General features: G+C 63.7%; 15 protein-coding genes and 1 pseudogene. 14 read left to right on the top strand and 2 right to left on the bottom strand.

Going from position 1 to position 11,629, the window contains the following annotated elements; all coding sequences use genetic code 11:
- Nucleotides 1–60 precede the first annotated feature (60 nt).
- From ACZO3G_RS03950 to ACZO3G_RS03960, 3 genes are all read left to right on the top strand, one after another.
- Nucleotides 61–702 carry an MBL fold metallo-hydrolase gene (locus tag ACZO3G_RS03950; RefSeq protein WP_101551450.1) on the top strand — a complete coding sequence of 214 codons (642 nt, stop codon included), beginning with the start codon at nt 61–63 and terminating at the stop codon, nt 700–702.
- Nucleotides 686–2,134: a coproporphyrinogen dehydrogenase HemZ gene (gene hemZ / locus ACZO3G_RS03955; RefSeq protein WP_276871275.1), complete on the top strand. Its 1,449-nt coding sequence runs from the start codon at nt 686–688 to the stop codon at nt 2,132–2,134. The genes ACZO3G_RS03950 and hemZ overlap by 17 nt, the downstream gene beginning before the upstream one ends.
- A gap of 82 nt (nt 2,135–2,216) precedes the next feature.
- Nucleotides 2,217–2,654 (top strand): hypothetical protein, encoded by a 438-nt coding sequence (locus tag ACZO3G_RS03960; RefSeq protein ID WP_101551446.1) that lies wholly within the window; start codon nt 2,217–2,219, stop codon nt 2,652–2,654.
- A gap of 280 nt (nt 2,655–2,934) precedes the next feature.
- Here the strand turns inward: ACZO3G_RS03960 and ACZO3G_RS03965 are convergent, their stop codons facing one another.
- A complete protein-coding gene (locus ACZO3G_RS03965; protein ID WP_101551444.1) occupies nt 2,935–3,171 on the bottom strand; it encodes a helix-turn-helix domain-containing protein in 237 nt (78 codons plus the stop codon).
- 120 nt (nt 3,172–3,291) lie between these two features.
- Between ACZO3G_RS03965 and ACZO3G_RS03970 the strand changes: the two genes are divergently transcribed.
- Both ACZO3G_RS03970 and ACZO3G_RS03975 read left to right on the top strand, forming a co-directional pair.
- Nucleotides 3,292–3,663, top strand: a complete 372-nt coding sequence (locus tag ACZO3G_RS03970; protein ID WP_276871270.1) for a hypothetical protein — start codon at nt 3,292–3,294, stop codon at nt 3,661–3,663.
- The gene (locus ACZO3G_RS03975) at nt 3,606–4,970 is read left to right on the top strand and encodes an MATE family efflux transporter (RefSeq protein WP_101551439.1); all 1,365 of its coding nucleotides are present in this window, start codon (nt 3,606–3,608) and stop codon (nt 4,968–4,970) included. Before ACZO3G_RS03970 ends, ACZO3G_RS03975 begins: the two co-directional genes overlap by 58 nt.
- A 186-nt stretch (nt 4,971–5,156) precedes the next feature.
- Here ACZO3G_RS03975 and ACZO3G_RS03980 read toward each other — a convergent pair whose 3' ends face one another.
- Nucleotides 5,157–5,834, bottom strand: coding sequence for a 5'-methylthioadenosine/adenosylhomocysteine nucleosidase (locus tag ACZO3G_RS03980; protein WP_276871268.1), 678 nt, complete (start codon nt 5,832–5,834; stop codon nt 5,157–5,159).
- Nucleotides 5,835–5,966: 132 nt separating this feature from the next.
- Between ACZO3G_RS03980 and ACZO3G_RS03985 the strand changes: the two genes are divergently transcribed.
- The 9 genes and pseudogenes from ACZO3G_RS03985 to ACZO3G_RS04025 form a co-directional block, all read left to right on the top strand.
- On the top strand, nt 5,967–7,709 hold the full coding sequence (locus tag ACZO3G_RS03985) for a putative polysaccharide biosynthesis protein (RefSeq protein ID WP_276871265.1): 1,743 nt from the start codon (nt 5,967–5,969) through the stop codon (nt 7,707–7,709).
- A gap of 48 nt (nt 7,710–7,757) precedes the next feature.
- Nucleotides 7,758–8,576 carry a nucleoside triphosphate pyrophosphohydrolase gene (gene mazG / locus ACZO3G_RS03990; protein WP_276871262.1) on the top strand — a complete coding sequence of 273 codons (819 nt, stop codon included), beginning with the start codon at nt 7,758–7,760 and terminating at the stop codon, nt 8,574–8,576.
- A gap of 66 nt (nt 8,577–8,642) precedes the next feature.
- Nucleotides 8,643–8,921, top strand: a complete 279-nt coding sequence (locus tag ACZO3G_RS03995; RefSeq protein WP_101551433.1) for an HU family DNA-binding protein — start codon at nt 8,643–8,645, stop codon at nt 8,919–8,921.
- 66 nt (nt 8,922–8,987) lie between these two features.
- Nucleotides 8,988–9,230: an RNA-binding S4 domain-containing protein gene (locus tag ACZO3G_RS04000; RefSeq protein ID WP_101551431.1), complete on the top strand. Its 243-nt coding sequence runs from the start codon at nt 8,988–8,990 to the stop codon at nt 9,228–9,230.
- A gap of 106 nt (nt 9,231–9,336) precedes the next feature.
- On the top strand, nt 9,337–9,618 hold the full coding sequence (locus ACZO3G_RS04005; protein WP_101551428.1) for a YabP/YqfC family sporulation protein: 282 nt from the start codon (nt 9,337–9,339) through the stop codon (nt 9,616–9,618).
- A gap of 33 nt (nt 9,619–9,651) precedes the next feature.
- On the top strand, nt 9,652–10,203 hold the full coding sequence (gene yabQ / locus ACZO3G_RS04010; protein ID WP_101551426.1) for a spore cortex biosynthesis protein YabQ: 552 nt from the start codon (nt 9,652–9,654) through the stop codon (nt 10,201–10,203).
- A complete protein-coding gene (locus tag ACZO3G_RS04015) occupies nt 10,200–10,490 on the top strand; it encodes a hypothetical protein (RefSeq protein ID WP_101551424.1) in 291 nt (96 codons plus the stop codon). Before yabQ ends, ACZO3G_RS04015 begins: the two co-directional genes overlap by 4 nt.
- 78 nt (nt 10,491–10,568) lie before the next feature.
- The gene (locus ACZO3G_RS04020; RefSeq protein WP_101551421.1) at nt 10,569–11,081 is read left to right on the top strand and encodes a S1 RNA-binding domain-containing protein; all 513 of its coding nucleotides are present in this window, start codon (nt 10,569–10,571) and stop codon (nt 11,079–11,081) included.
- Between the two features lie 65 nt (nt 11,082–11,146).
- A pseudogene (locus tag ACZO3G_RS04025) lies at nt 11,147–11,629 on the top strand (amidohydrolase family protein); the annotation flags it as partial.

Below are 11,629 nucleotides of genomic sequence, written 5' to 3' on the forward strand. Positions count from 1 at the left end.
CCCGGTCCCGGCGGCGTTTCCGCCGGGGACTGCGCGGGAATTGCTGCCAGAGGTGAAAAGATGAAAGTATACACGATGCCGGTCGGCACGATGGGCACCAACTGCTACATCGTCGCGGACGGGGAGGCGAGCGTGGTCATCGACCCGGGCTTCCAGGCGGAAAAGCTCGAGGCGTTCCTGCGGGAAAAGGGCCTGCACCCCGAATACATCCTGCTGACCCACGGGCACTACGACCACATCGGCGCGGTGCGGGCGCTGCGGGAGGCGTTCGGCTGCAAGCTGGCGGTCGGGCGGCGGGATCTCGAGATGCTCGCCGACCGCCGCAAGAGCCTCGCGATCATGCGCGGCATGACCGACGAGGACTACCTGCTCACCCCCGACCTGCTGCTCGGGGAGGGGGACGCGGTCACGGCGGGGCCGATGCGCTTCGAGGTGATCGACACCCCCGGACACACGGCGGGCGGGGTCAGCTACAAATGCGGCGACCTGCTCTTCACGGGGGATACCCTCTTCGCGGGGGACATCGGGCGGATCGACCTCTACGGCGGGGACTACCCGTCGATGCTCGCCTCGCTCAAAAAGCTCGCGGCGCTGCCGGGGGATTACCGGGTGCTGCCCGGCCACGGCCCCGAGAGCACCCTCGAGCGGGAACGCAGGCACAACCCCTACATGAGCGGAGCGGCGCATGACGGTCTTTATTGACGGGCACGCCTGCGGCTACGAGCTCCAGCGGCTCACACAGATGTTTTTCCCCGGCGAGAAGGTCGCCGTGGAGCAGGGCGCGCCCCCGGAGGATTTCGCGGGCGATTTTCTGCACGCCCGGTACCGGGAGGGGCTTCTCGAGGCGGTTTCGCGCCTGGGGGACGGCTCCCCCCGAGCCCTGCGGGCCGAGGCGCCCGCCGGGGGAACCGCCGGGCTGGAGCACCGCTTCGGCGTGCTGGCCTATACGCTTTTGTCCGAGGGGACGGGCGTCCGCCCGCCCTGGGGGGTGCTCACCGGCATCCGTCCGGTCAAGCTCTTCGCGGCGCGGATGGAGGAAGGGATGGACGAGGCGGCCCTGCGCCGCCATTTTATGGACGGGCGGCTGGTGAGCGGGGAGAAGTTCTCCCTCGCCGTGGAGACGGCCGCCGTTGAGCGGGAGCTGCTTTCCCGGTCGACGCCCGACAGCTTTTCCCTCTATGTCTCGGTGCCCTTCTGCCCGACCCGGTGCGCCTACTGCTCGTTCGTCTCCCACTCGGTCGAGCAGGCCGCGAAGCTGATCCCCGACTATGTGGACAGGCTGTGCGGCGAGCTGGCCGCCACCGGAGAGATCGCGCGGGAGCTGGGGCTTCGGCTGCGCACCGTCTATTTCGGCGGCGGCACCCCCACCACCCTCACGGCGGACCAGCTCTCCCGCGTGATGGACGCGGTCGCGGCGCATTTCGACGTGGCCTCGGCGTGGGAATACACCGTCGAGGCGGGCCGCCCCGACACGGTCACGGAGGACAAGCTGCGCGCCATCAAGGCGGGCGGCGGGCGGCGGGTGAGCATCAACCCGCAGACCCTCTCGGACGGGGTGCTCGCGGAGATCGGCCGCCGCCACACGTCGGCGCGGTTCTTCGAGGCGTTCGAACTCGCGCGGAAGGTGGGTTTCGACTGCATCAACACCGACCTGATCGCGGGGCTCCCGACCGACACGCCCGAGGGCTTTCGCGCGAGTGTCGACGGGGTGCTCGCCCTCGCGCCCGAGAACGTCACGGTGCACACGCTGACGGTCAAGCGGGCCTCCCGGCTCTCCTTCGGCGAGGCGCGCGCCGAGCTCGCGCTCGTGGACGGGATGGTCGGCTACGCGCGCCGCGCGGCGGCCGCCGCGGGCCAGCGGCCCTACTACCTCTACCGGCAGAACGGCACCCTCGCGAACCTCGAAAACGTCGGCTATTCGCTGCCCGGCCGGGAGGGGCTCTACAACGTCTACATCATGGACGAGACGCACACCATCCTCGCGGTGGGGGCGGGCGCGTCCACCAAGCTGCGCCACCCGGTCACCGGGGAGATCGAGCGGGTCTATAACTACAAGTACCCCTACGAGTACCTTTCCCGGTTCGACGAGGTCCTGCGGCGCAAAAAGCGGGTGCGGGAATTTTACCTGGAATAGGAAATCCGCGGCGGGCGCTTGTAAAAGCCCCGGCCAGCGTGTATAATATCCCTAGAATCTAACGGACGGAGGTCATGCTGATATGGGAACCATTGATAACCTGATCATCAAGGCGAAGGATTTGGCGAGCGCGGCCGGGAGCAAGGCGCAGGAGGTCGCGGAGCAGACGAAGGTCCGCGTGCAGGCCGCGCAGCTCAAAAACGACATTGACGCGAACTACCTGAAGCTCGGGGAGATCATCTACGAGCTCCGGAAATCGGGCGCGGAAAACGAGGAGCTCATCAACATGTGCGTCGAGGAGATCTCCTCCCAGCTTGCGGAGCTCGACGAGCTCAACGGCCGGCTCGACGAGATGAAGCGGGTGCTGCGCTGCCCCGAGTGCATGAAGGAGAACCCGCTCGACGCGCTCTACTGCCAGCGGTGCGGCGCTTCCCTCAAGGAGCAGTCGCCCATCGAGCCGGAGGCGGCCGAGGCCCCGGAAGCGCCGGAGGCGCCCGCCGGGGATACCCCCGCGGAATAAGAAAACCATGAAAAAAGGCGGAGATTCGTTTAGAATCTCCGCCTTTTTGATTGCGCTTGCAGGTCTTCCTCCCGGAGGCAGGGAGGGCATGCCGGGTCCCGCCCCGGCGGGCGGCCCTATTTCTTGCCCACCCAAGAAATAGGGGAAAGAAGGGTGCTCAAGGGGGCTCGCTTGAAGAAGATGGGGGCGCAAAGCTCGCCCCCTTGAGAATCCCCCACCGCGCGAAACCAGCCGGCCTCGCGAAGAAGGCCCGTGCCGGCGCGGCCGGGAAAGCCCGCCGCTAGTCGTCCTCGAAGTCGAGGAACTTATACGCGGGCACGCCCAATGTCTTCGCGATATCGAACAGCAAATCCAAAGAAATGGCTTGTGCGATATTCGGTGCCTCAACCTGGCCGATATACGATGGATTCTTTCCGATCCTCTCAGCCAACTGTTCTTGAGACAAACCGCGCAGCCGCCGATAGTAGGAAACTTTTAAACCCAGCTTTATATACTCATCCCGATATTCAAACTTCATATTGGATTCCCCCCATATAAAGTTTACCAAGACCTCTTGAAAATTATTATCAAGTGATATATAATGCACATTAGGTATTAACTAATAAAAATTATATTTCAGACAATAAAGGAGAAAAGGATGGACGTTTACAAGGAAATGTATCTGAGGCTGTTCAACGAGATGACGGACATCAAAGACCTTGCGTCGGGCATGGCGACGCAGGCGTCGGAGATCGGTTACCGCGTCAAGGCGGCGCAGGCCGCGGTGGAAGAGATGTTTTTGGCGGCCGAGGAAAAAAAGGAAGCGGCACGGATTAGTGCCCGCTTCCTTTTTTCCGTCACAGCTTCTTTCATTTCGGGGTTGATGTATCATCCGGGATATGCTATACTATCTATTTATCTAATAGACACGAATGTGGACGAAAAAGAGAGAAAAGAAAAAGGAAGGGTCCAATGGAAGAGAGAAAAGAAAACCGCATGGGCACCATGCCGGTGGGCAAGCTGCTGGTGACGATGTCCCTGCCGATCATGATCTCGATGCTGATCCAGGCGCTTTACAACATCGTGGACAGCATCTTCGTGGCGCAGATCGGGGAGAATGCGCTCACGGCGGTGTCGCTGGCCTTCCCGGTGCAGAACCTCATCATTGCGGTGGGCATCGGCACCGGCATCGGCATCAACTCGCTGCTCTCCCGCAGGCTCGGGGAGCGCCGCTTCGACGACGCGAACGCGGCGGCGGAAAACGGCATCCTGCTCTCCCTCTGCAACTGGCTGGTCTTCGCCATCTTCGGGGGGCTGTTTTCGGAGGCGTTTTTCCGCGCCTTCACCGAGAACCCCGAGATCATCTCGATGGGCACCGACTACCTGACGGTCTGCACCGTCTTTTCGTTCGGCTGCTTCATGCAGTTCGCCTGCGAGCGGATCTTGCAGGCCACGGGCATCACGATCTACAACATGATCACCCAGGCGACCGGCGCGATCATCAACATCATCCTTGACCCGATCATGATCTTCGGCCTCTTCGGGTTCCCGAGGCTGGGAGTCAAGGGCGCGGCGATCGCCACCGTCATTGGGCAGATCGTGGCGATGCTGATGGGGCTGTGGTTCAATGCGAAGAAAAATAAGGAAGTCCACATGGATTTCCGGCATTTCCGTCCGAACGGCCGCATCATCGGGGAAATTTACAAGGTGGGCGTGCCGTCAATCGTCATGCAGTCGATCGGCACGGTCATGACCATCGGCATGAACAAGATCCTCATCGCCTTTTCGGAGACGGCGGTCGCCGTGTTCGGGGTCTACTTCAAGCTTCAGAGCTTCGTCTTCATGCCGATCTTCGGGCTCACCAACGGCCTCGTGCCGATCGTGGCCTACAACTACGGCGCGCGCAAGCGCACCCGGATCACCGCTTCGATCCGCCTGGCGCTCGTCTACGCGCTGAGCATCATGGCGCTCGGCCTGTTGATCTTCCAGCTCTTCCCGGTGCCCCTGCTCCGCCTTTTCAAGGCGTCCGACGCACTGCTTTCCATCGGCGTGCCCGCCCTGCGGATCATCAGCATCAGCTTTTTGGGCGCGGGGGTCGGTATCGTGCTCTCCTCGGTCTTCCAGGCGATGGGCAACGGCGTGCTCAGCCTGACCATGTCGGTCGCGCGCCAGCTCGCGGTGCTGCTACCGGTGGCTTGGCTGATGGCGCGGTTCGTCGGCCTCGACGCCGTGTGGGCCGCGTTCCCCGTCTCGGAGTACGTGTCGGTGACGATCGCGCTTTTCATGTACCGCTATGTCTACCACAACCACATCGCGACCCTCGCGGACGAGGCGTAGCCGCCCCGCTCCCGCGTACCCGTTTTCGCAAACGGAAAAGCCGCCTCGTCAGAGGCGGCTTTTTTTCACGCGGTGCGGGGGGCGCGCCCGGCGGCGGAACGCCCGGTCCGCGGCCGGGCGGACGCGTTCTGCGAACGCGTCCCCGCGCGGATGCGCGGGTTCCGCCGCCCGCGTCTCCCGCCGCGCTCAGATGCGGTCGATGAGGCCGAGGGTGATTTTGGCGCAGCGCCGGGCGGCGTGCCCGACGAAGGCGTCGTAGTCCATGCCGCCGCTGTCGTCGGCGCCGTCCGAGATGCACCGCACGACGGCGAAGGGCACCCCGCTCAGGTAGCAGGCGTGGCCGACCGCCGCGCCCTCCATCTCGATGGCGTCGGCGCGGGTTTCGCGGGCGATCCGCTCCTTGACGGCGGAATCGGTGACAAACTGCTCGCCCGAGACGATCTCCCCGCGCACGCAGCGGACCCCCTGTCCGGCGGCGAGCTCCTCCACGAGGGAGACGAGCCGCTCGTCGGCGGGAAAGCGGGAGCAGTGGGGGAAATATTTTTGCAGCAGGCGTTCCTCGAGGTCGTGGTAAAAGACGGTGCGCGCCGCAACGAGGTCGAGGATGCGCAGCCTGTCCGAGAGCGCGCCGGCGACGCCGCTGTTGATCACATAGTCCGCGCCGAAGCGGGAGATGAGCATCTGCGCGCAGACGGCGGCGTTGACCTTGCCGACGCCGCAGGTGGCGGCGACGACCCGTTTGCCCGCGCGCTCGGCCGAAAGGAATTCACAGCGGCCCGCGGTTTGGATTTCCCCGTGGGAGAGGGCCTCGCGGATGAGGTCGAATTCGCTGTCCATCGCGCAGATGACGCCGATCGTAACCATAAAAATCAAGTCCTCCAAACGGTTCAGATGCTCCCATTCTACCCGAAAGGGCGGGGGAATGCAACCGCGGTATAGTAATAAACGGCCCGCTGTGGTAATATAGGTGTATTAATTCGGGACGGGGGTGTGGGAATGGAGCAGCGCCACAGGCACGGCTATCTGTATGGGACGATGGTGCTGGCGGCCGGGACGGTGGTCGTCAAACTGATCGGCGCGCTTTTCAAGATCCCGCTCACCAACATCCTCGGCGGCGTGGGCATGAGCTACTTCAACGTCGCCTACGAGCTCTACTATCCGCTCTACGCCCTTTTTGTGTCGGGCGTGCCGGTGGCGGTCTCCAAGCTCGTCAGCGAGAGCATGGCCTGCGGGCGCGCGCGCGACGCGCGCAAGCTCCTGCGGGTGGCGGGGGCGGCCTTCCTCGCGGTCGGCGCGGCGGGAAGCCTGCTCATGTTTTTCGGCGCGGGGTGGTTTTCCGCCCGGGTGCAGAACCCGGGCTCGGTGTGGGCGGTGCGGATGCTCTCCCCGGCGCTTTTCTTCGGCTGCCTGATGGCGGCGCTGCGCGGTTACTGGCAGGGGATGCAGGACATGGCCCCCACCGCCGTCTCGCAGATCGTCGAGGCGGTCGCGAAGCTCGCGTTTGGGCTGGCGCTCTCCTACGGCGTGACGGTGGCGGGCCTGCGGCAGTTCTCCCTGGAGGGGACGGTGTTCGGCGCGCCCTGCGCCTCGGCGCAGGAGGCGCAGATTGCGGTGCTGCCCTACGCGGCGGCGGGCGCGATCCTCGGCGTGACGGTCAGCACCCTCTGCGGCGCGGTCTACATGGCCGCGCGCCACAGGCTCGGGCGCGGCGCGATCACCCCCGAGCAGTGGAAGGCGTCGCCGCCCGCGGCCCCGTCCCGCGCGCTGCTCAAACGGCTGGTCGCGATCGCGGTGCCGGTGTGCGTCGCCTCGCTCATCACCAACCTCACCTCCTTCATCGATCTCATCTCGGTGATGAACCGCCTGGGCCACGCGATCACCCGGCACCCGGGCGTGATCGAGGGCATCTACGAGGGGCTCATCCCGGGCGGGGTGGGCCGGGAGATGCTCGCCTCCTACCTCTACGGCTGTTATTCGGGGCTGGCGGTGCCGGTCTATAACCTGGTGCCCTCGCTCACCACGACGATCGGCGTGAGCCTGCTGCCCGCCGTGTCGGCGGCGTGGGCGGTGCGCGACCGGAGGGCGCTGGAGCGCAACGTCGCGTCCGCGCTGCGGCTGGCCTCCCTCATCGCGATGCCGGCGGGGCTGGGCATCTGCGCGATGGCCGGCCCGGTGTTGCGGCTGCTCTTCTTCTCCAAGCCGATGGAGTCGGCGGTCATCTCCCCGGCGCTCCACCTGATGGGGCTGAGCGCGATCTTTGTGGCGCTCTCGCTGCCGGTCAACGCGATTTTGCAGGCGGTCGGGCGCGCCGACCTGCCGGTCAAGCTGCTGCTGGCAGGCGGCGGGCTCAAGCTCGTGCTCAACTTCCTGCTCGTGGCGGTGCCCCGGCTCAACATCCAGGCCGCGCCCGTCGGAACGCTCGTCTGCTACGCGTTCGTGCTTTTCGTGAGCTTCGGGGTGCTGGTAAATTCTACCGGGGTGCGCATTCCGGTGGGGCCGGTCTTCGGGAAGCCGTTTTTCGCGGCGGTCTGCTGCGCGGTCGGGGCATGGGCCGCAAACGGCCTGCTGGAGCGGGTTTGCGGCAGTCAGCTCGCGGCGGTGGGCGGCGTGTCGATCGGCGTCGTAATTTATGTTTTTGTCGTCTTATTGACTAAAACCGTCACCAAAGAGGACATATTAATGGTGCCGGGCGGCGAAAAGTTTGCAAAGCTACTTGAAAAGCGCTCCCTTTTAGGGTAGAATACTAAAAGCAGCCCCAAATGGGCCTGTAAAGGGGGCGCGGCGGGCATGCCGGTGCAGTTTGAGCGCAAGCAGAAATACGACGTGGGGGACCTGATTACGATCATGTCCCTGCTCCGCGGAGAGGGCGGCTGCCCGTGGGACCGCGAGCAGGACCACCACTCGATCCGCAGGAACTTCATCGAGGAGACCTATGAGGTCTGCGAGGCGATCGACAACGACGACCCGGTGCTCCTTCAGGAGGAGCTGGGGGACGTGCTTCTCCAGGTGGCGTTCCACGCGCGCATGGAGGAGGAGGCGGGCCGCTTCGATTTCGGCGACGTGTGCGACGGCATCTGCAAAAAGCTGATCGTCCGCCATCCCCATGTGTTCGGCGAGACGAAGGTCGCGGACAGCGGCGAGGTGCTCGTCAACTGGGACCGCATCAAGGAGCGGACCAAGGGCCAGAAGACGGCGACCGAGACGCTCAGGAGCGTGAGCGCGGCGCTTCCGGCGCTCATGCGCAGCGAAAAGGTGCAGCACCGCGCGGCGAAGGTCGGGTTCGACTACCCGGATACCGGCGGGGCGCTGCGGGACCTTGAAAGCGAGGTCGCGGAACTGCGGGAAGCCATTTCCGAAGGGGACGCGGCGCACATCGACGAGGAATTGGGGGACGTGCTCTTCGCGGCGGTCAACGTGTCCCGGTTCACCCATGTGGACGCGGAGCAGAGCCTCGGGCAGGCGTGCGAAAAGTTCATCGACCGGTTCGAGCAGGTGGAGGCGCTTGCGCGGGAGCGGGGCGTGGACATGAAGACGGCCGGCATCGAAAAGCTGGACGAGCTGTGGAAGCAGGCCAAGAAACGGAACGCCGCCAAGCCAAACGACTGATTATCCCAGGCAGTTGCTGTCTGAAGATATAACAATGTTTAATTTTATTTACGGAGGGCATTCAAAATGACAAAAGCAGAGCTCATCACCGCGGTTGCGGAGAAATCTGGACTTTCCAAGAAGGACAGCGAGAAGGCCGTCGGCGCGGTTGTCGACGCGATCACCGACGCGCTGAAGGCCGGCGAGAAGGTTGCTCTGGTCGGTTTTGGAACCTTTGAGACCAAGACCCGCAACGAGCGCAAGGGCATCAATCCGATCACCAAAGAGGAGATCACGATCGCCGCGGCGACGGTTCCCTCCTTCAAGGCCGGCAAGGCGCTCAAGGACGCTGTCTCCGGCAAGTAAGACCGTTTCACCAAAAGGCCTGCCGCGTCGCAAGATGCGGCAGGTTTTTGCATCTGGAGGAAGCATATGCGACTGGATAAATACCTCAAAATCACCCGGCTCATCAAGCGGCGCACCGTGGCCAACGAGGCATGCGACGCGGGGCGGGTGACGGTCAACGGCAAGGTGGCGCGCGCCTCCTACGACGTGAAGGAGGGGGACGTCGTCGAGCTGAACCTCGGCCAGAAGCCCCTGCGGGTGCAGGTGCTCAAGGTGAGCGAATACGCCACCAAGGACACCGCCGCCGAGGGCTACAAGGTCATCGACTGAGGATCGGCGCACGGGCCGCCGGAGGATTCCCTCCGGCGGCCCGTTCATATTTTGGCGCGCCCCCTCATAGGTATTAGAGATCAATTGACGGGGGAGGCGGACGCGGGTGGTCGAGGAAAAGAGGAATCTGGGGCCGCACAACATCATCATGGAGGACCGCAGGAGGCTGACGGTGACGGGAGTGACCGACGTGGACAGCTTCGACGAGCAGACGGTGGTCGTCTACTGCGAGACGGGGGAGCTGGCGATCCGCGGCGAGGGGCTGCACATCAGCCGGATCGACGTGGAGACGGGGGATCTGAACCTCGAGGCCGCGCGGATTGACGGGCTGTCCTATGCGGATAACCACCCGGCGCGGGGCGGTTTTTTCGGCAAATTATTCCGCTGACGGAAGGTAGAATGGAAGGACGGGGGGAAGCCGATGGAGATCACGGTCGCGGGGCAGACGTGGCTCTTTTTACTGTCCGTCGCGCTGGGCGCGGCGCTCGGGGTGTGCTACGACGTCTTCCGGATTCTGCGCATCGCCTTCCGGCATCCCTCCCTGGCCGTCCTGCTGGAGGACATCCTTTTTTCGCTTGCCGCGGCGGGCGCGACGTTCGCTTTCCTGCTCACAACGGGCAACGGGCAGCTGCGCGCCTTTTTCCTGATCGGGGAGCTGGTGGGGTTTTCCCTCTACCACTGCACCCTCGGCGCGCTGCTCATCGGCGCGGCCAAGGGGATCATCGCGGCCATCCGGTGGCTTTTTGGGCTGATTTACCGGGTCTTTGTGGCGCCGGTCCTGCGCCTGTTAGAAAAGATTCGGGGCTTTTTGGCGAAAATCATGAAGCAATCGGCAAAATGTATAAAAAATAAAGCGAAAAATTCGAGGATACCCTTGAAAAAGCACAGTCATTTATTGTATAATTTAAAAAAGCGACTTCAGTGGGACGGACAGAAGAAAAACGTGAAGGAACAGGAGCAACCCGGTTCATGAAAAGTGTACGTGGAAAAAAGAAGAGCCTGTTTATCCGGTTTTGTATCTTCGCCTTCGCCGCTTACGTCGTGGTAAGCCTGATCACGCTGCAGATGGAGATCTCCTCCAAACGCAGCCTGCTTACTAGCGTAAACGCGCAGCTGGAAGACCAGGTCGTTGCAAACAAGGAGGTCGAGCGGCAGATCGCCTTGGGGGACGACCGGGATTTTATGGCCCGTATCGCGCGCGACAAGCTCGATATGGGTGTGGCGGACGAGCGCGTATTCCGTGACACAGCGGGCACGTAAGCCCGCCTTTTGGCGTGTCTGGAGCCGGAAGGGCTTCTCGATAAAACACAAGATCGTTAAGGAGGCAGCGTAACATTTATGCAGCTTGAGGTAGGGAGTATTCTGGAGGGCAAGGTCACCGGCATCACAAAGTTCGGCGCGTTCATCGAACTGCCGGGCGGCAAGACCGGAATGGTACATATTTCGGAAGTGGCGTCCTCCTATGTCAAGGAAATTTCCGATTACCTGTCGATGGGCCAGATGGTCAAGGTCAAGGTCATCGGGATCACCCCCGAGGGTAAGGTCAGCCTGTCGATCAAACAGGTGGCGCCCGCCCCGGCTGCGGCTGAGCGTCCCAACACGCCGCGCCCCTTCCGCCAGGGAGGCCCCGGCGCGCCCGGCGACCGTCCGGCGCGCCCGCCCTATCAGCGCAGGCCGCCCCGCGAGGTCTCCTACGGGTTCGACCGGCGGCAGGACATCACGAGCGAGAACATGTCCTTCGAGGACATGATGAGCAAGTTCAAGCAGAAGAGCGAGGACAAGATGTCCGACCTCAAGAAATATACCGACATGAAGCGCGGGACGGCGCGGAGCAGAAATTCACCCAAATGATTCCAAAAGGGCGCCGCGGCGCCCTTTTCCTTTTGAAAAGAGAAGCGGAAAACAGGAGGACGGGCATGGTAATCGTCAACGCGGACGTCCGCACGATGGCGGGCGAAAGATTTGAACACGGATACATCCACATGGACGGCGGAAAGATCGTCTCGGTCGGCCCGATGGAGCGCGCGCCGCGGGACGCGGAGCGGTTCGACGCGGCGGGCGCGGTCGCGCTGCCCGGGCTGGTCGACGCCCACTGCCACATCGGCATGTGGGAGGACGGGCTCGGCTTCGAGGGGGACGACGGCAACGAGGACACCGACCCGGTCACGCCGCAGCTGCGCGGCCTGGACGGGGTGAACCCGCTCGACCGGGCGTTCACCGAGGCGCTCGACTGGGGGGTCACGACCGTCGTGACCGGTCCCGGCAGCGCCAACCCGATCGCGGGGCAGATGTGCGCGATGAAGACCTGCGGCCGCCGGGTGGACGATATGCTCCTCGCCGCGCCGCTGGCGGTCAAGATGGCGATGGGGGAGAACCCCAAGACGAGCTACCACGAGAAG

The sequence above is a fragment of the Anaerotruncus sp. genome, assembly GCF_057433415.1.